Raw genomic sequence first — 26903 nt, forward strand, 5'->3', positions numbered from 1 at the left:
TTCCAGTGCGGTCATGTGAGGGTCAGTCCTCCAGTGCGGCGAGGCCGGGGAGCGTCTTGCCCTCGAGGTATTCGAGGGAGGCGCCGCCTCCGGTCGAGATGTGGCCGAATGCCTGCTCGTCGAAGCCCAGGGTACGGACTGCGGCGGCGGAGTCCCCGCCACCCACCACGGTGAAGCCCGGGGAGTCGACGAGGGCCTGGGCGACCGCCTTGGTGCCCTCGGCGTAGTCGGGGTGCTCGAAGACGCCCATGGGGCCGTTCCAGAAGACGGTGGCGGCGTCGGCGAGCTTCGAGGCGTACAGCTTGCGGGTCTCGGGACCGATGTCCAGACCCATGTGACCGGCCGGGATGGCGTCCGCGGCGACGGTGGTGGGGTTGGCCGGCGCCTTGGTCTTCATGTCGGGGAACTCGGCCGCGACCAGTGTGTCGACCGGCAGGACCAGTTCGACGCCGGTCTTCCCGGCGCGCTCCAGGTACTCCCGTACGACGGGGATCTGGTCCTCCTGCAGCAGGGACGTGCCGATCTCGTGGCCCTGGGCCCTGAGGAAGGTGTACGCCATGCCGCCGCCGATGAGGATGCGGTCGGCCCTGCCGAGCAGTTGGTCGATGACGGCGAGCTTGTCGGAGACCTTGGCGCCGCCGAGGGCGACCACGTAGGGCCGCTGGACGTCGTCGGTGAGCTTCTTCAGCACGCCGACCTCGGTGGCGATGAGGTGTCCGGCGTAGTGCGGCAGCCGTGCCGGGAGGTCGAAGACCGAGGCGTGCTTACGGTGCACCGCGCCGAAGCCGTCACCCACGTACACATCGGCGAGGGCGGCCAGCCGGTCGGCGAAGGCACCGCGCTCGGCGTCGTCCTTGCTGGTCTCGCCGGCGTTGAAGCGCAGGTTTTCGATGACCGCGACCTGTCCGTCGGCGAGGCCGGCGACGGTGGCACCGGCGGACTCGCCGACGGTGTCGTTCGCGAAGGCCACGTCGGCGCCGAGGAGTTCACCGAGGCGCGCGGCGGCCGGAGCGAGGGAGAAGGCGGGGTCGGGGGCGCCCTTGGGGCGGCCCAGGTGCGAGGCCACGACCACGCGGGCGCCCGCCCCGGCGAGTGCCTCGACGGTGGGCACCACGGCGCGGATACGGCCGTCGTCGGTGATGGTGGTGCCGTCCAGCGGCACGTTGAGGTCGGCGCGGACGAAGACCCGCTTGCCCGCGACACCTTCGGAGAGGAGTTCGTCGATCGTCTTCATAGGGGCTCCCTGGCTAGAGCTCGCAGCTCGTGTTCGCTCGTGATCGCTCGTGATCGAAAGAGGGCGACTGTTCCGATACGTGCGTCAGGGCTCGGCCCGCGCGTCGCCGCACCGGCCGAGCCCTGCACTCATATCAGGTCGCCTGCTCCACGATCAGAGCTGGTTGCCCACGAAGACCGTCAGGTCGACGAGACGGTTGGAGTAGCCCCACTCGTTGTCGTACCAGCCGATGACCTTCACGCTCTTGCCGTCCTGGACCATGGTCAGGGACGAGTCGAAGGTGCAGGATGCCGGGGCGTTGACGATGTCGGAGGAGACGATCGCGTCCTCGGTGTACTCGAGGTAGCCCTTCAGCTCGCCCTCGGCGGCCTTCTGGAAGGCGGCGTTGACCTCTTCCGTGGTGACCTCGCGGGAGAGCTCGACGACCAGGTCGGTGACGGAACCGGTCGGAACCGGAACGCGCATGGCCATGCCGTCCAGCTTGCCCTTGAGCTGCGGCAGCACCAGGGCGGTGGCCTTCGCGGCACCGGTGGTGGTCGGGATGATGTTCTCGGCGGCGGCACGCGCGCGACGCAGGTCCTTGTGCGGGAAGTCCAGGATGCGCTGGTCGTTGGTGTACGCGTGCACCGTCGTCATCAGGCCCTTGACGATGCCGAAGTTCTCGTCGAGCACCTTCGCCATCGGCGCCACACAGTTGGTGGTGCACGAGGCGTTGGAGATGACGTGGTGGTTCGCCGGGTCGTACTGGTCATGGTTGACGCCCATGACGAGGGTGATGTCCTCGTTCTTCGCCGGGGCGGAGATGATGACCTTCTTGGCGCCGCCGGTGATGTGCTTCCCGGCGTCTTCCTTCTTGGTGAAGATGCCGGTCGACTCGATGACGATGTCGACGCCCAGCTCGCCCCACGGGATGTCGGCGGGGTTGCGCTCGGAGAGGACCTTGACCGTCTTGCCACCGACGGTGATGGTGTCCTCGGTGTGCGAGACCTCCTGCTTGAGGCGGCCCAGAACGGTGTCGTACTTCAGCAGGTGTGCCGTGGTCGCCGTGTCACCCAGGTCGTTGACGGCCACGATCTCGATGTCGGCGCCCTGCTCCAGCAAAGCGCGGAAGTAGTTGCGGCCGATGCGGCCAAACCCGTTGATGCCTACGCGGATCGTCACGAACCGATCTCCTCGTTGGTACGCCGGCTCTGACGCCGGCGAGCTGTATTTGGGATGTCCCCGACCACTGCCGACCCTACCTCTCCGGCGCCCCGGCCGTGACATCGAGTTGCCCCATACCCGGCAGTGCGGTACCTACCCGCCAGTAGGGCAGGTACCGCCACTTACCGATGGACCCTTCTCACCCCATCTCGCTACGGCAAGTCGGTCCGTGTTGACGTGCGGTGTCACCCGTCGAGGGCGGCCAGCGCCTTCCTCAGCAACGCGGACCGGTCGGCCGCCGACGTCAGGTGCTCCAGGCCGAATCCCAGCAGCACGGTGTCGTCGGTGGTGACCGCGCCATGGGTCCGGAACAGCGCTCCGGTGCGTGTCCAGTCCTTCAGTACGGGCGGGCTGCCCGCGGGCGGTCCGGACGCCTTCCAGACGCCGAGCGAGGTCTCGAAGCCCTCGGTCCCGGTGGCCGTGCCGCCGACGACCAGGGAGGCCTCGTCGGCGAGGACGCCGTGGCCGCCGCTGCCCGGGTCGGTGACATAGGTGAGGGACACCTCGACCGTCTTCCCGGCGTAGGCGCTCAGGTCGAACTCCACCTGCTGCCAGCCGCCGGAGGATCCGGTGAGGCTGTTCCAGGAGCCGGTGGTGCCGCTCGCGGTGCAGCCGTCGTCGGCGAGGGTCAGGTAGTGCTCCAGCCAGGGATGCCCGCCGATGTAGAAGCCGGCCGCGCACTCGGCCGGCACGGTGCTGCGGGTGGCGCCCCCGGCCTCGGGCAGGGTCGTCCAGTCGTCGGCGCCGGTGGTGTGCGCCTCGACGATGACGTTGTCGTATCCGGGCTCGGTGTCCCACAGCAGCCGGGTGCGCAGGGCGGGCTGCTCGGCCGCGGCGGTGCCGGTGAGGTCGACGGTGCGGGTGAGGCGCTTGTAGGCGTCGTCGGTGTGTACGGCGGCGGCCATGTACGAGCCGGCGTAGGGCCCGTAGGGGTTGACCGTCCCGGGGAACTGTCCGGCTCCGGCGCTCGCGAACCGCGGGTACTGCTCGGCGGGCAGTTCGTCGGAGGTGACGCCGTAGGTGCCGGCCCGGTCCAGCGGGTTGCCGGGCACGTCGCCGAGCGGGCCGGTGAAGCCGCTCAGCCCGCCGGCGCCGGTGAAGCCGGTGGCCCCCGGGGTCGAGGTGCGGCTGTAGGCGCCCAGGTAGTACTGGCTGAAGTCGTCGGAGAGGGTGCCGCCGCCGAGGTCGACGCTGCCGCCCGCCTGTTCGCCCGCCTCGATCAGCCGGCCTCCCTCGTTGAGGAAGGCCCGCAGCTGGAGCTGGGTGGCGACGCCCGGGGTGGCCGCACCGGTGTGGTGCACGACCGTGCGGAAGTGGCTCAGCACGCCGAGCGCGTCCGGGGCGCCCTGCTCGGCGACGTCCCAGACCGCCGCGCGGCGGCCGCCGGCCTTCAGCGCGTCGACATACGTCTGCGTCTGTGTCGCCTTCGCGCCCTCCTCGGAGACGACGAGAACGTCCGCGCGGGGGCGTTCGGCCACGGTGTAGGTGAAGCGCTCGCTCACGCTCTTCTCACCCCGGCGGACCTCGCCGGTGAACCACACCTCGACCCTGTCTCCGGGCCCGCCGTGCCTCACCTTCGCCCGGTACTCGTCGAAGTAGAGGTTGTCCTCCCCGCCGTACCGCTCGCCGCCCTTGAAGCGCCTGAGATCCACGTCGTGCGTACGGCCGTTGTTGACGCGGTACTTCAGCTCCTTGTCGCGTACGGCCCTGCGTGCGACGACGGAGACCTCCTGGCCGGAGCCGCGCGCGTACGACGTGCCGAAGGCGGCCGGGGTGAAGTCCGCGGCCTCGAGGCCGACCGCGGAGGACGGCCGGTCGGGGTGCGAGGCGGACTCGGCGACGGAGAGCGCGAACGGGATGTTCTTGGCGAACTCCTGCTGGATCAGTCTCTCGTCGTCGGGGAAGTTGAAGCCCGACCGGCAGTCGCCCGCGTTCCACTCGTCGTCGGGGTCCGTCTCGGAGACGGTCTGACAGGTCGACATCTCGGGGGTGAACATCGCCATGCCGTTGACGTTGGCCGCGTGGCCGTCGGCCTCGCCGTTGGTGGTGTACAGCTCCGAGGAGAGCTGCGGGTGGTAGCCGGGGATCGCGGAGTTGCCGGGCGTCCCGGCGAGAGCCTCGTAGAGGACGTCGTCGGGGGTGGGCGTGGCGACCTGCCAGCCCACTCCGTAGAGGAGGAGCTCGGCCGCGGAGTGGTAGTTGATGCCGTACGTGAAGCCGATGCGCTTCTGGAAGGCGTCGATGGCCTTGGTCTCGGGCTCGGAGCCGGGGCTCGCGCCGCGGTAGGTCTGGCTGGTGGGGTTGGGGGACGAGCCCTCGTCGTCGTAGCCCCACTTGTAGGCGAAGTTGCGGTTGAGGTCGACGCCGTCACCGGTACCGATGACGCCGTCGCCGTTGACGTCCCGCAGGTTCTTGCGCCACAGGCGGTTGGCGTCGTCGGCGAAGGTGTGGTCGTAGCCGTCGGGGTTGGCGGACAGGACGAACCACAGTTCGGTGGTGTCGACGATCTTCTTGATCCGCTTGTCCGTCCGGTACGTGTCCAGGTAGTGGTGCATCAGCCGCCGGGTCATCTCCGGGGTGATCCACTCACGCGCGTGCTGGTTGGACATGTAGAGGACGGCCGGCTTGGAGCCGTCCTTGGTCTTCCCTGCCTTCTTGGTGAGCTTCAGGGCGAGGATGTCCTGGCCCCGCACCGTCTTTCCGATGGAGACGACCTTGGTGAGGCCGGGGTGCTCCCGCGCGGTGCGGAAGATCTCCTCCTTGAGTCCGCCCTTCGCGCCGTACGGGCGGAACACGCCCTCGGCGGCGTCCTCGACCCGGGCCTCCGCACGGGCGGAGAGGGTGTGCTCGGTCAGGTCGACGCCCTGTCTCTCCAGCTTCTGCGCCTGTCCGTCGGTGAGGTAGACCTCGACGGTGGCGGTGCCCTTGTCGGGCACCCGCTCGCCGAGTTCGTGACCGTCCTGTCCGGCCGCCAGGAGCAGGGACACCTGCTTCTTGGTGACGTCGGCGCGGAAGACCTTGACCGCCTCGGGGTCGGAGGCCGCGGGGCCCGCGGGCTGTGCCTGGGCGGTGGGTGCGAAGCCCACTCCGCCGATCAGGAGCGTGCCGACAGCGAGGATCGATCTCGCTCTGTGTCTCATGAGCCCCCCAGAGAGTGGTCCGCCACAGCGGCGAACAGATGCCAGGCTCATGACACAACATGATCGAGTCAAGGGTGCCGCGGCGACACACGAGCACCGGCGCCGGTCACCCAAGTGGGCGCCGACGCCGGAGTGCTGATCGGCCGTCAGGCGATGCGGGCCGTCAGACGACGAGCTTGTCGTCCAGATCCTCACCGATGTTGGCGTCCGTGCCCGGGATGCCGAGGTCGGAGGCGCGCTTGTCGGCCATGGCCAGCAGCCGGCGGATCCGGCCGGCCACGGCGTCCTTGGTGAGCGGCGGGTCGGCGAGCGCGCCCAGCTCCTCCAGGGACGCCTGCTTGTGCTCCATGCGCAGCCGGCCGGCCGCGGCGAGGTGCTCGGGGACGTCGTCGCCGAGGATCTCCAGCGCGCGCTGGACCCGGGCACCGGCCGCGACGGCCGCGCGGGCGGAGCGGCGCAGGTTGGCGTCGTCGAAGTTGGCCAGCCGGTTCGCCGTGGCGCGCACCTCGCGACGCATCCGCCGCTCCTCCCAGGCCAGCACCGACTCGTGCGCGCCGAGCCGGGTGAGCAGCGCGCCGATCGCGTCGCCGTCGCGGACCACGACCCGGTCCACACCGCGCACCTCGCGCGCCTTGGCGGCGATGTGCAGCCGGCGGGCGGCACCGACCAGGGCGAGCGCGGCCTCGGGGCCGGGGCAGGTCACCTCCAGGGAGGAGGATCGGCCGGGCTCCGTGAGGGACCCGTGCGCCAGGAACGCGCCGCGCCAGGCCGCCTCGGCGTCACAGGTGGCCCCCGAGACCACCTGCGGGGGCAATCCGCGGATCGGGCGGCCCCGGCCGTCCACCAGCCCGGTCTGGCGGGCCAGCTGGTCGCCGCCCGCCACCACCCGGACGACGTAACGCGAGCCGCGGCGCAGTCCGCCCGGCGCCATCACGATCAGTTCGGAGCTGTGACCGAAGATCTCCAGGATGTCCCGCTTGAGCCGGCGCGCCGCCATCGCGGTGTCCAGCTCCGCCTCGATCACGATGCGCCCGCTCACCAGGTGGAGGCCGCCGGCGAACCGCAGAATGGCGGAGACCTCCGCCTTTCTGCAGCAGGTACGGGTGACGGGGAGCCGGCTGATCTCATCCTTCACCGCTGCCGTCATCGCCATGGGCCGATCCTTCCATGCATCCGAAAAATACGGTCGTACGCGGCGGCCAACAGCTCCGGGTCGTGCCGGGGGCTTCCGTCGGGCCGGGCCACGGGGGCCAGCTCGACCGCGGCGCCGAACCGCTTGGCGGCATCGGTCATCGCATCGCGGTCGGGCACGGCGGCCTCGTCGGCCAGCACCACGTCCAGGGCGAGTTTAGGGGCGTGTCGTCCCAAAACCTCCAAATGACGCTGCGGAGAGAAGCCCTCGGTTTCTCCCGGCTGCGGCGCGAGGTTCAGCGAGAGCACTCGCCGGGCCTTCGTCCCGATGAGGGCGTCCAGCAGTTCGGGCACGAGCAGATGCGGAATGACGGAGGAGAACCAGGAGCCGGGGCCGAGCACCACCCAGTCCGCGTCGAGGACCGCCTCCACCGCCTCCGGGACGGCCGGCGGGTCGTTCGGTACGAGGTGCACGGACTGCACCTCGCCGGGGGTGAGGGCGACGGTGGCCTGTCCGCGGACGGTGTCGATCTCCTCGGGCCGCTCCGGGTCGTGGCCCTTGACGAGGGCCTGGAGCTCCAGCGGTACGGCGGACATGGGCAGTACGCGCCCGTGCGCGCCGAGCAGCCGGCCCACCAGGTCCAGCGCCTGGACGTGGTCGCCGAGCTGCTCCCACAGGGCGACGATCAGCAGATTGCCGACCGCGTGCTCGTGCAGATCGCCGTGGGACTGGAAGCGGTGCTGGATGACGCGCGCCCAGGTCTGGCCCCAGTCGTCGTCCCCGCACAGCGCGGCCAGGGCTTTGCGCAGGTCGCCGGGGGGCAGCACCCCCAGTTCGTCGCGCAGGCGTCCGCTGGAGCCGCCGTCGTCGGCGACGGTGACGACGGCGGTGAGGTCGCCGGTGATCCGGCGCAGGGCGGCGAGTGAGGCGGACAGGCCCATGCCGCCGCCGAGGGCGACGACCTTGGGCTGGGCGCCTCTGCGGCGCGGTCTCGCGCCACGGGTTTCGACCGGGCGGCCGACGCGGCCCTCGGGGACCGCTCTGCGCAGCCGGCTCAGCCGCGGAGTACGTCGTGTCATTCCCGTCCCATGTCCCGGTGGACGACCACCGTCTCCACACCCTCGGCCACGAGCCGGGCGGCGAGTTTCTCCGACATGGCGACCGAACGGTGCTTGCCGCCCGTGCAGCCCACGGCGATGGTCACATAGCGCTTGCCCTCACGGCGGTAGCCGGCGGCGATCAGCCGCAGCATCTCGGCGTACCGGTCGAGGAACTCCTTGGCACCCGGCTGGTTGAAGACGTACGCCGCCACCTCCTCGTTGAGGCCGGTGAACGGGCGCAGCTCGGGGACCCAGTGCGGGTTGGGCAGGAATCGCATGTCCACGACCAGGTCGGCGTCGACCGGGAGGCCGTACTTGAAGCCGAAGGACATGACCGTGGCCCGCAGCTCGGGCTCCTCCTCGCCGGCGAACTGGGCGTCCATCTTGGCGCGCAGTTCGTGCACATTGAGGCTGGACGTGTCGATCACCAGGTCGGCGTCGCCGCGAAGCTCGCGCAGCAGCTCCCGCTCGGCGGCGATACCGTCGACGATGCGGCCGTCGCCCTGGAGGGGGTGCGGGCGGCGCACCGACTCGAAGCGGCGCACCAGGGCCTCGTCGGAGGACTCCAGGAAGACGGTGCGCCGGGTGACGCCCCGCCCTTCGAGGTCGGCGAGGGACTCGCGCAGATTGTCGAAGAAGCGCCGGCCACGGACGTCGACGACGACCGCGATCCGCGCCACGTTGCCCTGGGAGCGCGCACCGAGCTCCACCATGGTGGGGATCAGCGCGGGCGGCAGGTTGTCCACGACGAACCAGCCCAGGTCCTCCAGACACTTCGCGGCCGTCGAACGGCCGGCCCCGGACATGCCGGAGATGATCACCAGCTCCGGGATGGCCGCCTCGGACGTCCCGGCCTGTTCCTTGCCCGTTTCCACCTGTGCTCCGTTGTTCCGGCGGGCGCTCCCGCGGGTTTCGGTCCCGCCAGTGTGCTGGCGCGCCCCGTCCTGCTCTGCCGCGGGCCCTGTCTCGTGCTCCGTCATCGTTCCTGCCCCCGTCGTTCGTCCGGGGCACCCGTGGACACGGGCTCCCCGGGATAACCCGTCGCCTGCCCGGGTTCTTCGGTGTCATCCATGATCTCGCCCGTCGCCGTGTTCACGGCTGGGGCGGCGGGTACCGTCTGAGCGAGGGCCCCGGCGATCGTCTCGGCCGTCTTGCGGCCTATGCCCGGAACCTCGCGGATCTGGTCGATTGTCGCCGATCGCAGCTTCTTCAACGAACCGAAGTGCTTGAGCAGCGCCTGCTTGCGGGTCTCGCCGAGGCCGGGTACGTCGTCCAGCGGGCTGGAGCGGAAGCGCTTGGCGCGCTTGGCGCGCTGGTAGGTGATCGCGAAGCGGTGCGCCTCGTCGCGAACCCGCTGGAGCAGGTAGAGGCCCTCGCTGGTACGGGGCAGCACCACCGGGTCGTCGTCGCCCGGCAGCCAGACCTCCTCCAGCCGCTTGGCGAGGCCGCACACGGCGATGTCGTCGATGCCGAGCTCGTCCAGCGCCCGCCGGGCCGCCGCGACCTGCGGGGCACCGCCGTCGACCACCACGAGCTGGGGCGGGTAGGCGAAACGCCTGGGACGGCCGTCGTCCTCGGTGAGTGTGTTCGCGGGCGGTTCGGCCAGACCTCCGGCCGGTGTGCGAGCACCGGGGTCCTCGCCGTCGGTCCACTCCCCCGTGCGCTCCTTCTCCGCCAGATAGCGCCGGAAGCGGCGGGTGATCACCTCGTGCATCGAGCGGACGTCGTCCTGTCCGGCGAAGCCCTTGATCTGGAAGCGCCGGTACTCGCTCTTGCGGGCCAGTCCGTCCTCGAAGACGACCATGGAGGCCACCACGTCGTCACCCTGGAGGTGCGAGATGTCGTAGCACTCGATCCTGAGCGGGGCGCTGTCCAGCTCCAGGGCGTCGGTGATCTCCTCCAGCGCGCGCGAGCGCGTGGTCAGGTCGGAGGCCCGCTTGGTCCTGTGCAGCACGAGGGCCTGCTGGGCGTTGCGCTCCACCGTCTCCATCAGGGCCTTCTTGTCCCCCCGCTGCGGGATGCGCAGGGACACGTTCGATCCTCGCCGCCCGGTGAGCCACTGCTGGACCGGCTCCACCGGGTCCGGCAGGGCGGGGACCAAGACCTCCCTGGGGACCGCGTCACCGGTCTCCTCGCCGTAGAGCTGCTGCAGGGCGTGCTCGACCAGGGCGCCGGTGGTGACCTCCTCGACCTTGTCGGTGACCCAGCCGCGCTGGCCGCGCACGCGTCCGCCGCGCACGTGGAAGATCTGAACGGCCGCCTCCAGCTCGTCCTCGGCGACCGCGATCAGATCGGCGTCGGTCGCGTCGGCGAGCACGACCGCGTTCTTCTCCATGGCCTTCTTCAGGGCCCCTATGTCGTCACGCAGGCGTCCGGCCCGCTCGTACTCCATCTCCTCGGCCGCCTCCGTCATCCGCCTCTCCAGACGGCGGAGGTAGGTGCCCGTGCGGCCGGCCATGAAGTCGCAGAACTCCTCGGCCAGTTCCCGGTGGTCCTCGGCGGAGACCCGGTCCACACAGGGTGCCGAGCACTTGTCGATGTAGCCGAGCAGACACGGCCGGCCGGTGCGGGCGGCGTTCTTGAAGACTCCCGCCGAGCAGGTGCGGACCGGAAAGACGCGCAGCATCAGGTCCACCGTGTCGCGGATCGCCCACGCGTGCGCGTACGGACCGAAGTAGCGGACGCCCTTCTTCTTGTGACCGCGCATCACCTGCACGCGCGGGAACTCCTCGTTCATCGTCACCGCGAGGTACGGGTAGCTCTTGTCGTCGCGGTACTTGACGTTGAACCGGGGGTCGTACTCCTTGATCCAGGAGTACTCCAGCTGGAGCGCCTCCACCTCCGTGGACACCACCGTCCATTCCACGGACGCGGCCGTGGTCACCATGGAGCGCGTGCGGGGGTGCAGCCCGGCCAGGTCCTGGAAGTAGTTCGCCAGGCGCTGGCGCAGGCTCTTCGCCTTTCCGACGTAGATCACCCGGCGGTGCTCGTCGCGGAACCGGTAGACCCCCGGCGAGTCGGGGATCTCACCCGGTTTGGGGCGGTAGCTGGAGGGGTCGGCCATGTCTCACACCCTACTGGCGGGGACCGACAGCGCGGCGGGGCTGTGGACAGGCGGAGGTCGACGGGGCGCGGATGGGGTTACGGCGGGTGGGAAGCGGGAAGGTGAGGGTTCCGTCCCTCAGGCGATCGGCGGACGGTGATGTGGGCGGTCACGAGTCGGAGGGCTGGTCGGATGCGACAGACGCGGATCGAGAAACCACGACGACCGGCCCGGACCCGCCGGTATACGGACGAGACGTCCGCGCTCCTCGAATCGCTCGACCCACGCGATCCGGACATCGTGCGGGCGAAGCGCCTGCGGTCGCGCCCTCAGGAGCAGGACGGAGCCGACGGCTCCTAGCCAGGACGAAAACCGCATCACGGTACGTGCCCCGGGGGCCGTGCCGGCCCGAGGGCCGGTGCGGCCCCCGGCAGGTGTGCGCCGCTGTTGGGCTCCAGGTGTTGTCCGGACTTGGTCAACACGCTTCAATGCGGGGGAACTCGGGGCCCTGAACGACGGCGTACGGATGTGAAGGCTCCGCCGCGCCGACGGGGGCGGACCCCGGGGTGCCCCGCGCGAACGGTCTGACCAGCCGTTGTGGACATATACAGAAAGGCCCCTGCATGCCGCACGCCACACAGCACGCGGACGTCGCCACCGCGGAACTGGACTCGGCCCTGCGTGGCGGCCCGTTCCACGTCGCCCTGCGCGCCGCGATAGCCGCGCGGGGACTGCCGTTGCAGCGGGTGCAGCACCACCTGTCGCGCCACGGCGTGAAGGTGGGCGTCACCAGCCTGAGCTACTGGCAGCAGGGCGCCCGGCGTCCGCAGCGCCCGGAGTCGCTGCGTGCCGTCCGGGCCCTGGAGGAGATCCTGCAACTGCCGGAGGAGTCACTGATCCGGCTGCTCGCCGAGTCGGACGAACGCACGGTGAACCGTCGCTCCCCCGGCCGTTCCTACCGCTCCCTGGTGGAGGCCTCGGGCGCCCTGGAACGCCTGCTGGCCGAGTTCGGCACTCCTCGCGACGGCGGACTGCACACCCTGGGACACCACGAACGGGTGCGGATCGGAGCACACCGCGAACTGGCGCAGTGCGAGTCCCACCACATCGTGCGGGCCCACCGGGACGGCGTGGACCGCTATGTGGCCGTCCACCGCGGCGACCCCGGCTCCGCGCCGGAGCGGATGACCGTGCACGCCCTGGAGAACTGCCGTACCGGGCGCGTTCGCCGGCACCACGACACCGGTGTGCTCGCCGCCGAGCTGCTCTTCGACACCAGGCTGCGGGCCGGCGACACCTTCCTCTTCCGCTACGCCGTCGAGGACGGCACTGCCGGGGTCTCGCGCGAGTACGTGCGCGGGGCGGACTCCCCCGGCGGCCAGTACGCGCTCCAGGTGTGCTTCGACCCCGGAGCGCTCCCCGTTCGTTGCCACCGGTTCACCCAGCATTCGACGGCGGCACCGCGCGGAGGGCGCCAGGACCTGCCGCTCAGGGGGCAGCACCACTCGGTGCACCTCGTGGAACCGCGCGTGCGGTCGGGTTACATGGGGATCGCCTGGGACTGGGAGTGACTCCGGTCAGACCTGGGGACTGGCGACCAGCGTGCCGTTCTTCACCTCGACGGTCACCGCATTCAGGGGCGCCACGGCCGGCTCGCGCAGCACCTTGCCGGTGGTGACGTCGAACTCGCTGCCGTGACACGGGCAGACCAGCTTCGTCCCGTCCAGCTCGTTGATGGGGCAGCCCGCGTGTGTGCAGAGGGTGTCGTACGCCTTGAGGGTGCCGTCACCGCTCCGGCTGACCACCACATTGTGGTCCCGGTACAGCTTCGCGCCGCCCTTGCCGACCTCGCTCTCCGGTCCGAGCTCGACGGGCCCGCTCAGCGGGGCGGGCCTGTCGTCGCCGCCCTTGCACGCGGTGAGCCCCAGTGCTGCGACGGGAGTGAGGGCCGCGCCTCGCAGAACGGTACGGCGGCTCGCGACGGGTCGGGCGGACATGAGAGCTCCACTGGTGAAACGGCAGCAGACGGGGGTCACCAGGGACGATACCGGGAACGCCCGGGCCGGCCGCGCGCGGGTGACCCGCCTCCGCCTCACCGCCACCGCGGGCAGTCGTGCCGCAGGGCGGCACGGGTGGGCGCGACGGCACCCCGCAAAGCACCGGGCTGCGCAGACGCCCCCCGCCCAGCGCCGGCACTACGTAAACGTTTACGCAAGCGTTTACGCACACCGCCCGCATGGGTTACGGTGCCCACCAACCCGTAGGTGACGGCAGGAAACGAGCGCCCCGATGGCAACCATGGCCGACGTGGCCCGCAGCGCAGGCGTCTCCGTCGCGACCGTCTCGCACGTCCTCAACGAGACCCGCCCGGTACTCCCGCGCACCCGCCAGGCCGTCCTCGACGCCGTCGAGGAACTCGGCTACACCCCCAACACCCTGGCCCGCTCCCTGGTGACGTCCCGGACCCGGTCGATCGGCCTGGCGGTGTCGGCGATCAGCAACCCGTACTTCACGGAGATCCTGCAGGGTGTCGAGGCCGCGGCCCTGGAGCACGGCTACAGCCTCCTCATCACCGACCCGCACGACGACCCGGCACACGAGCGCAAGGTCGTCCAGTTGCTGCACGAGCGCCGGGTGGACGGCATGATCATCGCGCCGTCGGCTCAGCCGCGCGAGCTCCTCGCCTACCTGGGACGCCACCAGGTACCCACCGTGTTCCTCGACCGGCTGGTCGACGCGCCCCGGAACGGAGACGGGCTCCGCTTCGACCAGGTCTGCGCCGAGAGCACAGAACCGACAGCCCGTCTGGTGACCCACCTCGCCGGGCTCGGCCACCGTCGGATCGGCCTGGTCGCGGGGCTGCCGGGGCTCAGCACGACCACCGAGCGGATCACCGGCTACCGGCACGGGCTGGCGGCGGCCGGTCTTCCGTACGACGAACGGCTCCTGGTGCACGGCGACTCCGAGACGGCCGGGGCGCAGCGGGCCACTGCCGGTCTGCTGGCCCTCGGCGCACCGCCCACCGCACTGGTCACCGCCAACAACGCCATGACGATCGGCGCGCTGCGCGCCCTGCGGGACCGCGGACTGTCCGTGCCCGAGGACATCGCTCTGTGTTGCTTCGACGACTTCGCCTGGGCGGACCTGTTCTCGCCCCGCCTCACGGCCGTCGCCCAGCCCAGCAGGGAGATCGGCGCCCGGGCCGTACGCGTGCTGCTGGAACGCCTCGCCGAACCGGACCGGCCCGCTCGGACAGAACAGCTCCCCTGCGCCCTGGTGCACCGCACGTCCTGCGGCTGCCCGAACAACCCGATCACCCCGACCGAGCAACCCGATCGGCCCGACCGCCCCGGAGAAGGGAACCCCTCGTGATCGTCGTAGCAGGTGAGGCACTGATCGACCTGGTACCGCAGGGCGCGGGTGCGCTGGCGGCGCTGACGCCGGCGCTCGGCGGCGGGCCCTTCAACACGACGGTGGCGCTGGGCCGCCTGGGCTCCCCCACCGCCTTCTGTTCCCGGGTGTCCCGTGACGCCTTCGGTGAGGCGCTGCTGGACCGGCTGCGGGAGACCGGGGTGGACGTGTCGCCGGTTCAGCGCGGCGACGAGCCGACGACGCTCGCCGTGGCCACGGTCGGCGGGGACGGCTCGGCGGTGTACTCCTTCTACGTGGAGGGGACCGCGGACCGGCTGTTCTCGGTGCCCGAGGCGCTGCCCGCCGGTGCCCGCGCGGTGTCCTTCGGGACCTGTTCCCTCGTGCTGGAGCCGGGTGCGAGCGCTTACGAGAAGCTGATGCGCACCGCGTCCGCGCAGGGCGTGTTCACGGCACTGGACCCCAATGTCCGGCCGGGCCTGATCCCGGACGCCGACGCCTACCGGGCCCGGTTCAGGAGCTGGCTGCCGTCGGTGTCGCTGCTGAAGCTGTCCGAGGAGGACGCCCGGTGGCTCGGCGGGTCGCCGCGTCAGTGGCTGGCGGCCGGCCCGGCGGCCGTCGTGGTCACCCGGGGCGGCGACGGGCTGACCGTGTACACCAGTGAGGGCGGCGAGTACTCCGTGCCGGGCGAGCGGATCGAGGTGGTGGACACGATCGGCGCCGGTGACACGGTGAACGCGGCGCTGTTGCACGGCCTCGCGGAGCGGGACGCACTCAGTGCCGAGGGAGTGGCCTCGCTGGGCGCACAGGGCTGGGCGGGTCTGCTCGGCTTCGCGGCCCGCGCGGCGGCGATCACCTGTTCCCGCGCGGGCGCGGAACCCCCGTACGCACATGAGCTGAAGAGGGAAGGCGCCTGACGCACGCACGCGCCGCGCCACAGGGGGCATGGGCCCCCGCGCGGCTCGGCGCGTGTCCGTACGCGTCGTGACGGTCAGGCCTTGGCGGCCCGCGTCGTCTTCTTCGGGACGGCCTTGGTGACCGTCTTCCCGGCTGCGTCGCTGTCGACCGTCTTGGTGGCGGTCTTCCTGGTGCCGGCCTTGGCGGCGGCTGTCTTCTTGGCCGCCGCCCTGCGCGGGGCACGCACCTGGGTGGCGTCGCTGATCCGCTCCGCGCCGAGGACCTCCTGCAGGAACTTGCCGGTGTGGCTGGCCGGAACGCCGGCCACCTGCTCGGGAGTGCCCTCCGCGACGACCAGACCGCCGCCGGACCCGCCCTCGGGGCCCATGTCGACGACCCAGTCGGCGGTCTTGATCACGTCGAGGTTGTGCTCGATGACGATGACCGTGTTGCCCTTGTCCACCAGGCCGGACAGGACCGTCAGCAGCTTGCTGATGTCCTCGAAGTGCAGACCGGTGGTCGGCTCGTCCAGGACGTAGACCGTGCGGCCGGTGGAGCGCTTCTGCAGCTCGCTGGCGAGCTTCACCCGCTGTGCCTCGCCGCCGGAAAGGGTGGTCGCGGCCTGGCCGAGCCGCACGTAGCCGAGGCCGACGTCGTGGAGCGTCTTCATGTGGCGGGAGATCGCCGGGACGGCCTCGAAGAAGTGCATGGCCTCCTCGATCGGCATGCTCAGAACATCGGCGATGGACTTGCCCTTGTAGTGGACCTCCAGGGTCTCCCGGTTGTAGCGGGCGCCGTGGCAGACCTCGCACGGGACGTACACGTCCGGGAGGAAGTTCATCTCGATCTTGATCGTGCCGTCGCCCGCGCAGTTCTCGCAGCGGCCGCCCTTGACGTTGAAGGAGAACCGGCCCGGCATGTAGCCGCGGACCTTCGCCTCCGTCGTCTCGGCGAACAGCTTGCGGACGTGGTCGAAGACGCCGGTGTACGTCGCCGGGTTGGAGCGCGGGGTGCGGCCGATGGGGGACTGGTCGACGTGGACGACCTTGTCGACCAGGTCGTCGCCGTCGACACGCGTGTGCCGGCCGGGGACGCTGCGGGCGCCGTTCAGCTCGCGGGCCAGGTGGGTGTAGAGGATGTCGTTGACCAGCGTGGACTTGCCGGAGCCGGACACACCGGTGACCGCGGTGAACACACCCAGCGGGAAGGAGACGTCGATGTCCTGCAGGTTGTTCTCGCGGGCGCCGTGCACCGTGAGCCGGCGCGAGGGGTCGTGCGGGCGGCGGATGTCGGGCAGCGGGATGGCCTTCTTGCCGGACAGGTACTGGCCGGTCTGCGACTCGGCGTTGGCCAGCAACTCCTTGAGCGAGCCGCTGTGCACGACCTTGCCGCCGTGCTCACCGGCGCCGGGGCCGATGTCGACGATCCAGTCGGCGACCTTGATGGTGTCCTCGTCGTGCTCGACGACGATGAGCGTGTTGCCCATGTCGCGCAGCCGGACGAGGGTTTCGATCAGCCGGTGGTTGTCGCGCTGGTGCAGCCCGATGGACGGCTCGTCGAGGACGTAGAGCACGCCGACGAGTCCGGAGCCGATCTGGGTGGCCAGGCGGATGCGCTGGGCCTCACCGCCGGAGAGGGTGCCCGCCGCGCGGTTCAGCGAGAGGTAGTCCAGGCCCACGTCGACCAGGAACCGCAGCCGTTCGTTGACCTCCTTGAGCACGCGCTCGGCGATCTTCTTGTCGCGTGCGGTGAGCTTCAGCTCGCCCAGGAAGTCCGCGCAGTCGCTGATGGACATCGAGGAGACCTCGGCGATGGACTTGCCCATGACCGTGACGGCGAGGACGACCGGCTTGAGCCGGGTGCCCCCGCAGGAGGGGCAGGGCACCTCGCGCATGTAGCCCTCGAAGCGCTCGCGGCTGGCGTCGCTCTCGGCTTCGCTGTGCCGGCGCTTGACGAAGGGAACGGCGCCCTCGAAGGCCGTCGTGTACCGGCGCTCGCGGCCGTAGCGGTTGCGGTAACGGACCTCGACCTGCGTTTTGTGGCCGTGCAGCAGGGCCTTCCTGGCGCGCTGCGGCAGGCCCGCGAACGGGATGTCCGTACGGAAGCCCAGTGCGTCCGCGAGGGCGCCGATCAGACGGCCGAAGTAGTCCTTGGTGTGTCCGTGCGACCAGGGGTGGATGGCGCCCTCGTCGAGGCTCTTGTCCGGGTCGGGGACGATCAGCTCGGGGTCGACCTCCATGCGCGTGCCGATGCCGGTGCACTCGGGGCAGGCGCCGAAAGGCGAGTTGAAGGAGAAGGAGCGGGGCTCGAGCTCTTCGAAGGACAGGTCGTCGTACGGGCAGTACAGGTGCTCGGAGAACATGCGCTCGCGCTCGGGGTCGTCCTCAGGGAGGTCGACGAAGTCGAGCACGACCATGCCGCCGGACAGGCCGAGGGCGGTCTCCACGGAGTCGGTGAGGCGGCGCTTGGCGCCGTCCTTCACCGTGAGGCGGTCGACGACCACCTCGATGGTGTGCTTCTCCTGCTTCTTCAGCGTGGGCGGGCTGGAGAGCTGGACGGTCTCGCCGTCCACCCGAGCGCGGGAGTAGCCCTTGGTCTGGAGGTCGGAGAAGAGGTCGACGAACTCGCCCTTGCGCTCGCGCACCAGCGGGGAGAGCACCTGGAATCGGCTGCCCTCGGGCAGCTGCAGGACCCTGTCGACGATGGCCTGGGGCGACTGGCGGGAGATCGGCCGGGAGCACTCGGGGCAGTGCGGCTTGCCGATGCGCGCGAAGAGCAGCCGCAAATAGTCGTAGACCTCGGTGATGGTGCCGACCGTGGAGCGCGGATTGCGGGAGGTCGACTTCTGGTCGATGGAGACCGCCGGGGAGAGGCCCTCGATGAAGTCGACGTCCGGCTTGTCCATCTGGCCGAGGAACTGCCGGGCGTACGAGGAGAGCGACTCCACGTAGCGCCGCTGGCCCTCGGCGAAGATCGTGTCGAAGGCGAGCGAGGACTTGCCCGACCCCGACAGGCCCGTGAAGACGATGAGCGAGTCGCGCGGGAGGTCGAGCGAGACGTTCTTGAGGTTGTGCTCGCGCGCTCCACGGACGATGAGACGGTCGGCCACGCCGGTCCGCACCTTTCTTGAGAGAAGTGACAGGGGCGGGGCCCCCGTCCTTCTCAGACTAGGGGGAGCCACTGACAACGCCGGTTCGGATTCACGGGTTGTCAACAAACCCCGGCTCTCCAGCATGCCCGACGCCACATCCGAGCTTATAGCACGTGCATTCGATTTCGGGTCGCACTCGACCACCTTCACCTGCAGGTGCGACAGGGCTAGGGTCAGTACCATGATTGATCACGCTGATGACCTGGCGTCGGTACACGCCGCCACCGAGCGGCTGCTCACCGCGGTCGGCGCACTGGACGACGCGGCTGTGACCGAGTCGTCACGCCTGCCCGGCTGGACCCGCGGCCATGTGCTGGCCCACCTCGCCCGCAACGCGGACGCTGTGGTGAACGTTCTGGAGGGCCGTCCCATGTACGTCTCGGGCGAGGCCCGGGACGCCGACATCGAGCGGGACGCCACGCGCCCCCTCGACGTCCAGCTCGCCGACGTGCGGGAGAGCGCTGAGCGCCTCCGCGCGGTGTGCGCCGCCCCGGCGGACTGGTCGCGCACGGTGGAACTGCGCAACGGAGTCACCGACCGCGCGGAGCGGGTGCCGTTCCGGCGGTGGGTCGAGGTGGAGCTGCACCACGTGGACCTCGCGATCGGCTACGAGCTGGAAAACCTGCCGGCCACGTTCACGGAGCGGGAGATCGGGTTTCTCGCGGCGCGGTTCAGCGGCCATCAGGACGTGGCGCCGGTTTCGCTGGCCGCCGTGGACGTCGGCCGGACCTGGACGACCGGTGGCGGGGCGGACGGCGGTCCGCTCGCGGTCGAGGGGACGGCGGCCGACCTGCTGGGCTGGCTCGCCGGCCGCAGGGACGGCTCCGGGCTGGCGGTGAAGGGCGGCGGTCTTCCGCCGCTTCCCCCGCTCTGAGGTCTGTCCCCCGCCGGTTCCGGCGATAGGCTGGCGGTCATGACGTACAGCGGTCGGGTGACGGTCGGCGGCCCAGCCGACGTGCACGAACTCAAGGACCTGATGATCACGAAGGTCGCGGTCGGCCCCATGGACAACAACGCCTACCTGCTGCGTTGCCGGGCCACCGACGAGCAGTTGCTGATCGACGCGGCCAACGACGCGGAGACCCTGCTGGGCACGATCGGTGACGACGGCATCGCGTCCGTCGTCACCACCCACCGGCACGGTGACCACTGGCAGGCGCTCGCCGAGGTCGTGGCGGCCACCGGTGCCCGCACCCACGCAGGCCGGGACGACGCCGACGGAATCCCGGTGCCGACCGACGTGCTGGTCGACGACGGCGACACGATCCGCGTGGGGCGGGTGGAGCTGACCGCCCGCCACTTGGTCGGACACACACCCGGCTCGATCGCCCTGGTCTACGACGATCCCCACGGACATCCGCACGTGTTCACCGGGGATTGCCTGTTCCCGGGCGGTCCTGGGAGAACAACAGGCCCCGACGACTTCCAGTCTCTGATGTCGGGCCTGGAGAACAAGATCTTCGACGCCCTCCCGGACGAGACCTGGGTCTATCCCGGGCACGGCGACGACACCGCCCTGGGCGCGGAACGCCCGCATCTGCCGGAGTGGCGCGCGCGGGGGTGGTGACGGGCGGCGGGCGACTTCGTCATGAGCGCCCGTTGTGCGGACGGGGCTTACGCCCGGGCCAGTCCCGGGCCCGAGAGCACCGCGATCCGCTCCACGGCGAACACGTATCCCTGGACGCCGCAGCCCGCGATGACGCCGTCCGCGCGCAGCGAGACGTAGGAGTGGTGCCGGAACGACTCGCGCCGGTGGATGTTGGAGATGTGGACCTCGATCACCGGCAGCCCGTCACAGGCGTTGAGGGCGTCCAGGATCGCCACGGAGGTGTGCGAGTAGGCGCCGGGGTTGATGACGATCCCGCAGTGGTTCAGCCGGGCCTCGTGGATCCAGTCCACGAGCTGCCCCTCGTGGTTGGACTGGCGCAGGTCGACCGTGCCGTTGTGCCCGGCCGCCGCCTCGGCGCACATCACCTCGACGTCGGCGAGCGTGTCGGAACCGTAGATCTCCGGCTGGCGCTGCCCGAGCAGGTTCAGATTGGGGCCGTTGAGGATCATGATCGGGGCGTTGGCCAGGTTGCGGGGCACGGTTTCTCCGGTCCGTCGGGGTGGACGGTTCTCGACGGAACCGCTGCTCCCCCGGTTTATCACGGTGCGACGCGGGCCCGCCCGGCCCTAGCCTCCCGTCATGACGACCCCTTCGTACCCTCCCAAGCCCTCACCGGGCGACCGCGTCGCCGTGATCTCCCCCTCCTCCGGTCTTCCCGGGCTCTTCCCGCTCCCGTACGAGCTGGGTCTGGAACGGCTGCGCAAGGAGTACGGGCTGGAGCCGGTCGAGTATCCGGCGACGCGCCGGATGGGCTCCACACCCCGGGAACGTGCCGACGACATCCATGCCGCCTTCGCCGACCCGGACATCAGGGCGGTCATCGCGTCGATCGGCGGTGACGACCAGATCACCGTGGTGCCGCTGCTGGACCGGGAGTTGATCCGCGCCCACCCGAAGCCGTTCTTCGGGATGAGCGACAACACCAACCTCCTCGCCCTTCTCCGCGAGACCGGGATGGTCGCGTTCCACGGTGGGAGCGTGATGGTCGAGCTGGGCCGCCCCGGGGCGATGCACCCGCAGACCGCCGAGTCCCTGCGGGCGGCTCTGTTCACCCCGGGCCCGTACGAACTGCGCCCCGCCGAACGGTGGAACGACGTGAATCGTGACTGGGCGGACCCCGCCACGTTCGACGCGGAGCCGGAGACCCGCCCCGGCTCGGGCTGGACCTGGGTGAACGCCGACCGGGTGGTGGAGGGCCGCACCTGGGGCGGCTGTCTGGAGATCGTCGGCTGGATGCTGATGGCCGGCCGTGGGGTCGCGCGGGACCTGTCCGCGTACGAGGGCGGCGTGCTGTTCCTGGAGACCTCGGAGGAGCTGCCGAGCGGGGAGGAGGTCTTCCGAACCCTGCGGAACATGGGTGAGCGGGGACTGCTCGGACGCTTCTCGGCGCTCCTGATGGGCCGCCCGAAGACCTGGTCCTTCGAGCGGCCGAACGCTCCCGAGGAGGGTGCGGCCTACGCCGCCGAACAGCGTGCGGCCGTGACACGGGCGATGAGGACCTATGCGCCCGACACCCTCGTCGTCTTCGACGTGGACCTCGGGCACACCGATCCGCAGCTGGTGATCCCCTACGGCGGTGTGGTCCGCGTCGACGGGCCCGCCCGGCGTATCACCGTCACGTACTGACTCCGGACGGGCTGTCCCTACGGGTTGACCGCCAGTTCGAGGTAGGCGGCGAGCAGCACCAGGTGCACCCCTCCCTGGAGGGGGGTGGCCCGGCCGGGCACCACGGTCAGGGCGCTCACCACCACGGTCAGGGCGAGCAGCACCATATGGGTGTTGCCGAGGCCGAGGACGAGCGGGCCGGTGAGCCAGAGGGAGGCCAGCGCAACGGCGGGAATGGTCAGGCCGATGCTGGCCATCGCCGAGCCGAGCGCGAGGTTCATGCTGGTCTGCACCTGGTTGCGGCGCGCGGCGCGCACCGCGGCGATGGTCTCGGGGAGCAGGACCAGCAGGGCGATGATCACACCGACGACGGAGTGGCCCAGTCCTGCTGCCTCCACTCCCGACTCGATGGTGGGCGAGACCCCTTTGGCCAGACCGACCACTCCGATCAGGGCCAGGCCCAGCAGCCCCAGGCTGATCAGGGCGGTGCGGGTGGAGGGCGCCGGGGCGTGCTCCACCGGTTCGGCCGCCTTGCCCTGCTTGACCGTGGGCAGGAAGTAGGCGCGGTGTCTGACCGTCTGGGTCGCGACGAACAGGCCGTAGAGGACCAGCGAGGAGACAGCCGCGAAGGCGAGCTGCACGGTGGAGAACTCCGGGCCCGGCTTGCTCGTCGTGAACGTCGGCAGTACCAGACTGAGGGTCGCCAGTGTGGCCACGGTGGCGAGCGCCGCTCCGGTGCCTTCCGAGTTGAAGACCGCCGTGCCGTGACGTAGCGAGCCCACCAGCAGACTCAGCCCGAGAATGCCGTTGACGGTGATCATCACGGCCGCGAACACGGTGTCTCTGGCGAGTGTCGCGCTCTGCTCCCCGCCGTCGATCATCAGCGTAACGATCAGCGCCACCTCGATGACGGTGACGGCGACGGCCAGCACCAGGGAGCCGAAGGGCTCTCCCACCCGGTGGGCGACCACCTCGGCATGGTGCACGGCCGCAAGCACCGACGCCGCGAGGACCAGGGTGACCACCGCGACGATCCCGCCGGACAGATCGCGGCCCCAGATCAGCACCAGCAGCACCACGGCAAGGGTCGGTACCGAGGTCGTCCACTGTGTCGCGAATGACCTGAGCCTTGCGGTCATCTCGTGATCGTCCCAGCCGTGAGGGTGCGTCGCACCCTGCTGGAGCCTTCCGCACGACGGCCGACCATGGTGGGTACGGAGGGTGTCACGGCCGCTCGGCGTGTCCCTTCGATGCGTCCTCCTGATCGTCTCGCGGTCCTCACGGGCACGCATGGCCTCCTGGTACGGGTGGAACACGGTCGGCGCCGACGGGCGGCACGGGTGCGGACAGGCCGGCACCGGGAGCGAAGGGCAGCACATCATCGGCCACCGCTCCCGGTGCCGGTGTGGACACGCTCGACGGGTTCAGACGTCGATGTTGTTCTTCGGGGAGCCCTCACCCCGGCTTGCGGGCACCTCGGCCTCGGCCTGCTTGCGGGAGGCCCGGAGGCTCGTGAGTGTGGTGACGATCAGGACCGAGCAGATCACGCCCAGCGACACGGGGATGCTGATCTCGGGGACATGGACCCCCGACTCGTGCAGCGCGTGCAGCACCAGTTTCACACCGATGAAGCCGAGGATGATCGACAGGCCGTAGGAGAGGTGGACCAGCTTCCGCAGCAGTCCGCCGATGAGGAAGTACAGCTGCCGAAGGCCCATCAGCGCGAACGCGTTCGCCGTGAACACGATGTACGGGTCCTGAGTCAGGCCGAAGATCGCTGGGATCGAGTCGAGCGCGAACAGGACGTCCGTGGTGCCGATGGCGAGCATGACGACGAGCATCGGGGTCATGACCCGCTTGCCGTTCTCCTCGATCCACAGCTTGGTGCCGTGGTACCGGTCGGCCACGCCGAAGCGGCGCTCGGCCGCCTTGAGCAGCTTGTTCTCCTCGAACTCCTCGTCGTCCCCGTCGGTCCGGGCCTCCTGGATGAGCTTCCAGGCGGTCCAGATCAGGAAGGCACCGAAGATGTAGAACACCCACGAGAAGCTGGCGAGGATCGCGGCGCCGGCGGCGATGAAGATCGCGCGCAGCACCAGGGCGATGAGGACGCCGACCAGGAGCACCCGCTGCTGGTACTGCGACGGCACCGCGAACTTCGCCATGATCAGGACGAAGACGAAAAGGTTGTCGACGCTCAGTGACTTCTCGGTGATGTAGCCCGCGAAGAACTCGCCGCCGGCTTGTCCCCCGCCCCAGATCAGCAGGCCGAGCCCGAAGAGCGCAGCCAGGATGATCCAGACGATGGTCCAGATCCCGGCTTCCTTGATGGACACGTCATGCGGTTTGCGGCCGATGAAGAAATCGACCGCGACGAGGGCGCACAGGCCCACGATGGTCAGGACCCATAGGGTCAGGGATACATCCACTGCGCCTCCGGCAGATACGTCACACAGGCAATGTCAGCGTCGTCGCTGCCGGAGGTCTCTTCCACCCGGGCCTCCGGCGCTTGAGCGCGTCCGGACGGTCCTTCGGGCCGACGCCCCGGGATCTGGCCTGATCCGTATTGACGGGGTCGCCGCACAGACAGGGAGTACTCCCCTCCGTGCGGTCAAGAGTACCCAATCACCAAGGCTTGGCAAAGGCCTACGTAAAGAAACATACAAAAGCGCTGGTCAGAGGGCTCTACGTGAGCTGGGTCAACGGGTACGCGCGGTCAAGAGATGCGCGGGGTCACCGGTTCCAGGCCCGGCGGGCCGCGGCGACCTGGGTGAGCACCTGATCAAGAATCTGGCTGCCGGGCGGCACCAGCGGCGGCTCGTACGTCCAGGCATGCCCCACCCACGGGTCGGCCAGATGGTCGTCGGGCACCGGGGTCAGCCGCAGCAGTGAACGCCAGAGCGGGTCCAGCAGCGGGCCGTAGGCCGAGGAGTCCTCGCGGTCCGCGACCATCATCAGATGGACACCGACGGACGGGCCCTCGTCGGCGAGGTAGCGCAGCTGGTTCACGGCCCGGTCGTCGAAGCCGTGCGGGAAGTCGTTGACGATCAGCAGTTGCTGGGAGGTGTCGAAGCCGGGCGGCAGCGCGTCCGGCGCGCCTCCGCGCAGCGCCATCTGTACCAGGTCGACCCGCTCGGTGAGCCGGCCGAGCATCTCCGTGACACCCCCGGCGCCCTGGGCGGGCGGGGTGGCCAGCACACCGGTCCGGGTCAGCGGTGCCAGCGCCTGCGCACCGGATCCGGCCGGGTCGACGACGTGCACGGTGAACTCGCCCGCCGGGTAGACGGCGAGCAGCCGGGCCGCGTGCGCCACCGCCGTCTCCATGGCGAGGCGCCGCGCGTCGTGCGAGTCGGTGAACGACCCGTCGATGGAGTCGGCCCGGCCGCTGTCGATCCACATGCCCCGCTCCAGCGGCAGCCGGAGCAGCATCGGGATGCGGATCGGGTCGGCCTCCGGGAGTCGGAGATCGCCCAGGCGGATCGCCATGGGTATCTCCATCGGCACCCGGTAGGCGTGCCAGGCGGGGTTGTCCCAGCGGGCGAACGCCGGAGGCAGGGCGGGTTCGACCACCTCGGCCTCGGCGACGAGCTGGGCGAGGTCGCGGTCGAGGGACTCCCGCGCCTGGCCGACGAGCTGGGCGTGCCGGGCGCGGGCGGTCCCGCGGGCGGCGTCGCCCTGTCCACCGATCCGGCTGCGCGGGTCGGACAGGGCTTGCTCGAGTTCCTTGTCCATGCGCGACTCGGCGAAGTCGACGGCGCTCCGGTAGGCGGCGGTGGTGCGGGCCAGGTCCTCGAACATGCCCCAGACCTGGTTGTAGAGCCGCTCCTCCATGGACCAGCCGGTCGCGTCCCCCGCGACCGGCTGCGCGGGCTGCCCGGGCCGGGGTGGCGGCGCGGTGGGCGGGGGCGGCGGCGGGGCGGAGTTCTGCCGACGGGGGTGGCTGTAGTCGACCGGGCCTCCGCCGGTGGGCGGCGACGGGTCCGTCGCGCCGGCCGCGCCGTAAGCGGGCTGCGGTCCGCCCTGAGCGGGCCCGCCGGCCTGCTGTCCGCCGTACGACGGCGCTACCGGGCCGGGCGTGCCCTGGGGGACGGTGCTGCTCTGGTCTGGGCCGACCGCGGGGGCGGCCGCCTGCCGGGAGCGGTCGCCGTCGGAGGTGCGGGTCGGGGGCGCCTGCACGGAGCGGGCGAGGCCCCGCGCGACCGCGTCGCTGATACTGCCCGCGAGTTGTACGGCCTCGGGGAGTCCTTGGTCGGTCAGGAGTTCGGCCAGGCCGCCCGCGTAGCCCTGGCCGACGGCGCGCACCTTCCAGGCGTCCTGCCGCCGGTAGAGCTCCAGCGCGACGACGGCCGACTCCGACTCCAGGCCGGTGATGGTGTAGCTGGCGACCTCGTCGCCGTCCAGGCCGGTGACGGCGACGAAAGGGGCCGCCACGGCGCCGAACCGGGCGGGCCCCGGGCCGCCGTCCCGGACGGGCAGGGCGAGCAGCACACTGACGCGGTGGACCGCGTCCGTCATGGCGTCCAGGTCCACCGCGAGACGGTGGTCGGCGGCCGCCTGACGCGACACCTCCAGACCGGGCTGGGTGGGGGCGCCCGGGTGGGCCACCCACTCCACTCCGTGGATCCGGCCGTTCTCGTCCCCGAGCGCGGCCGCGGCCACGACCGGCGTGCCGGCCGAAACCCGGATCTCCAGACGGGACTGGGAGAGCGGGTGGTTCTGTCCCCGCACCAGCTCGGCCGTCATCGCCTTCGTCCCCCTGCTTCGCGATTGATGGATCGTTGCCGCTCACCGGCCCCGCCCGAGGCCGGTTCGCCTTCGGTGCCTAGAGGACCGGCAGGATCGCCGGCATCAGGTCCTGGAAGGTGCGGCCGTTGGCCGGGTTGCCGATCGCCGTCATGGTCCAGCCCGATCCGGTGCGGTGCACCTTGGCCATGATCTGGGCCGTGTAGGCGCCACCGCCGGCCAGCGTGTAGCGGGCCAGCTCCTGACCGTTGGTCTCGTCGACGAGGCGGCAGAACGCGTTCTGCACCTCCTGGAAAGTCTGGCCCGTGAAGGAGTTCACGGTGAAGACGATCTGGTCGATGTGGACCGGGACCCGCGACAGGTCGACGAGGATGGCCTCGTCGTCGCCGCCCTGGCCGACACCGCCGACGAGGTTGTCACCGGTGTGGCGCACGGAGCCGTCGTCGCTCACCAGGTGGCGGAAGAAGACGACGTCGACCGGCTGCTTGTCGGCGAACAGGACGGCCGAGGCATCCAGGTCGATCTCGCGGGTGCGCGAGCCGAACAGGCCGCGACGGGGAGCCGCCTGCCAGCCGAGACCCATGCGCACCGCGGTCAGGCTGCCGCCGTCGTTCTTCTGCAGACTGATGGCCTGACCCTTGGTCATGTTGACGGTCACGCGCTGATTCCCCTCTCGAACT

At 70.6% G+C, this 26903-nt stretch carries 20 protein-coding genes; 6 read left to right on the top strand and 14 right to left on the bottom strand.

From position 1 onward, the window contains the following. Nucleotides 1–22: 22 nt before the first annotated feature. The 7 genes from ACZ5C2_RS18825 to uvrC all read right to left on the bottom strand — a co-directional run bounded on the left by ACZ5C2_RS18825 (nt 23) and on the right by uvrC (nt 10873). On the bottom strand, nt 23–1234 hold the full coding sequence (locus ACZ5C2_RS18825; protein ID WP_468792112.1) for a phosphoglycerate kinase: 1212 nt from the start codon (nt 1232–1234) through the stop codon (nt 23–25). A 153-nt stretch (nt 1235–1387) separates the two neighbouring features. Further along, a complete protein-coding gene (gene gap / locus ACZ5C2_RS18830) occupies nt 1388–2395 on the bottom strand; it encodes a type I glyceraldehyde-3-phosphate dehydrogenase (protein ID WP_468792115.1) in 1008 nt (335 codons plus the stop codon). Between the two features lie 227 nt (nt 2396–2622). Continuing rightward, on the bottom strand, nt 2623–5577 hold the full coding sequence (locus ACZ5C2_RS18835; protein ID WP_468792118.1) for a M14 family metallopeptidase: 2955 nt from the start codon (nt 5575–5577) through the stop codon (nt 2623–2625). Nucleotides 5578–5740: 163 nt separating this feature from the next. Then, the gene (gene whiA, locus ACZ5C2_RS18840) at nt 5741–6730 is read right to left on the bottom strand and encodes a DNA-binding protein WhiA (protein ID WP_468792120.1); all 990 of its coding nucleotides are present in this window, start codon (nt 6728–6730) and stop codon (nt 5741–5743) included. Next, nucleotides 6721–7788, bottom strand: coding sequence for a gluconeogenesis factor YvcK family protein (locus ACZ5C2_RS18845; RefSeq protein WP_468792123.1), 1068 nt, complete (start codon nt 7786–7788; stop codon nt 6721–6723). The genes whiA and ACZ5C2_RS18845 overlap by 10 nt, the downstream gene beginning before the upstream one ends. Continuing rightward, entirely contained in the window at nt 7785–8789 is a 1005-nt protein-coding gene (gene rapZ / locus ACZ5C2_RS18850; RefSeq protein WP_468792126.1) for an RNase adapter RapZ, read from the bottom strand. Before rapZ ends, ACZ5C2_RS18845 begins: the two co-directional genes overlap by 4 nt. Continuing rightward, nucleotides 8786–10873 (bottom strand): excinuclease ABC subunit UvrC, encoded by a 2088-nt coding sequence (gene uvrC / locus ACZ5C2_RS18855; protein ID WP_468792129.1) that lies wholly within the window; start codon nt 10871–10873, stop codon nt 8786–8788. The genes rapZ and uvrC overlap by 4 nt, the downstream gene beginning before the upstream one ends. A 602-nt stretch (nt 10874–11475) precedes the next feature. On the opposite strand from uvrC, the gene ACZ5C2_RS18860 reads away from it, so the two are divergent. Beyond that, entirely contained in the window at nt 11476–12423 is a 948-nt protein-coding gene (locus ACZ5C2_RS18860) for a hypothetical protein (protein ID WP_468792132.1), read from the top strand. Nucleotides 12424–12429: 6 nt separating this feature from the next. On the opposite strand, the gene ACZ5C2_RS18865 is transcribed toward ACZ5C2_RS18860, so the two are convergent. Further along, nucleotides 12430–12849, bottom strand: coding sequence for a Rieske (2Fe-2S) protein (locus ACZ5C2_RS18865; protein ID WP_468792135.1), 420 nt, complete (start codon nt 12847–12849; stop codon nt 12430–12432). Between the two features lie 292 nt (nt 12850–13141). Here ACZ5C2_RS18865 and ACZ5C2_RS18870 point away from each other — a divergent pair, with 292 nt between their 5' ends. Both ACZ5C2_RS18870 and ACZ5C2_RS18875 read left to right on the top strand, forming a co-directional pair. After that, nucleotides 13142–14224 carry a LacI family DNA-binding transcriptional regulator gene (locus ACZ5C2_RS18870; RefSeq protein ID WP_468792138.1) on the top strand — a complete coding sequence of 361 codons (1083 nt, stop codon included), beginning with the start codon at nt 13142–13144 and terminating at the stop codon, nt 14222–14224. After that, entirely contained in the window at nt 14221–15138 is a 918-nt protein-coding gene (locus ACZ5C2_RS18875) for a carbohydrate kinase family protein (RefSeq protein WP_468792141.1), read from the top strand. The genes ACZ5C2_RS18870 and ACZ5C2_RS18875 overlap by 4 nt, the downstream gene beginning before the upstream one ends. A gap of 74 nt (nt 15139–15212) precedes the next feature. Here ACZ5C2_RS18875 and uvrA read toward each other — a convergent pair whose 3' ends face one another. Further along, nucleotides 15213–18227 (bottom strand): excinuclease ABC subunit UvrA, encoded by a 3015-nt coding sequence (uvrA, locus tag ACZ5C2_RS18880; protein ID WP_468792144.1) that lies wholly within the window; start codon nt 18225–18227, stop codon nt 15213–15215. 223 nt (nt 18228–18450) lie between these two features. Between uvrA and ACZ5C2_RS18885 the strand changes: the two genes are divergently transcribed. Beyond that, the gene (locus ACZ5C2_RS18885) at nt 18451–19143 is read left to right on the top strand and encodes a maleylpyruvate isomerase family mycothiol-dependent enzyme (protein WP_468792147.1); all 693 of its coding nucleotides are present in this window, start codon (nt 18451–18453) and stop codon (nt 19141–19143) included. 39 nt (nt 19144–19182) lie between these two features. Beyond that, nucleotides 19183–19836 (top strand): MBL fold metallo-hydrolase, encoded by a 654-nt coding sequence (locus tag ACZ5C2_RS18890; RefSeq protein WP_468792150.1) that lies wholly within the window; start codon nt 19183–19185, stop codon nt 19834–19836. A 47-nt stretch (nt 19837–19883) separates the two neighbouring features. Here the strand turns inward: ACZ5C2_RS18890 and aroQ are convergent, their stop codons facing one another. Beyond that, nucleotides 19884–20357: a type II 3-dehydroquinate dehydratase gene (gene aroQ, locus ACZ5C2_RS18895; RefSeq protein WP_468792153.1), complete on the bottom strand. Its 474-nt coding sequence runs from the start codon at nt 20355–20357 to the stop codon at nt 19884–19886. A 100-nt stretch (nt 20358–20457) separates the two neighbouring features. Between aroQ and ACZ5C2_RS18900 the strand changes: the two genes are divergently transcribed. Next, nucleotides 20458–21504, top strand: a complete 1047-nt coding sequence (locus tag ACZ5C2_RS18900) for a S66 family peptidase (protein WP_468792156.1) — start codon at nt 20458–20460, stop codon at nt 21502–21504. 17 nt (nt 21505–21521) lie between these two features. Here the strand turns inward: ACZ5C2_RS18900 and ACZ5C2_RS18905 are convergent, their stop codons facing one another. The 4 genes from ACZ5C2_RS18905 to ACZ5C2_RS18920 all read right to left on the bottom strand — a co-directional run bounded on the left by ACZ5C2_RS18905 (nt 21522) and on the right by ACZ5C2_RS18920 (nt 26881). Next, the gene (locus ACZ5C2_RS18905) at nt 21522–22622 is read right to left on the bottom strand and encodes a calcium:cation antiporter (RefSeq protein WP_468792159.1); all 1101 of its coding nucleotides are present in this window, start codon (nt 22620–22622) and stop codon (nt 21522–21524) included. A gap of 285 nt (nt 22623–22907) precedes the next feature. Beyond that, entirely contained in the window at nt 22908–23909 is a 1002-nt protein-coding gene (locus tag ACZ5C2_RS18910; protein WP_468792162.1) for a TerC family protein, read from the bottom strand. Between the two features lie 304 nt (nt 23910–24213). Continuing rightward, nucleotides 24214–26223, bottom strand: a complete 2010-nt coding sequence (locus ACZ5C2_RS18915) for a TerD family protein (RefSeq protein ID WP_468792165.1) — start codon at nt 26221–26223, stop codon at nt 24214–24216. Nucleotides 26224–26302: 79 nt separating this feature from the next. Next, a complete protein-coding gene (locus ACZ5C2_RS18920) occupies nt 26303–26881 on the bottom strand; it encodes a TerD family protein (RefSeq protein WP_468792168.1) in 579 nt (192 codons plus the stop codon). Between the last annotated feature and the right edge of the window lie 22 nt (nt 26882–26903).

It is taken from the genome of Streptomyces sp. NPDC031365 (genome assembly GCF_055569765.1).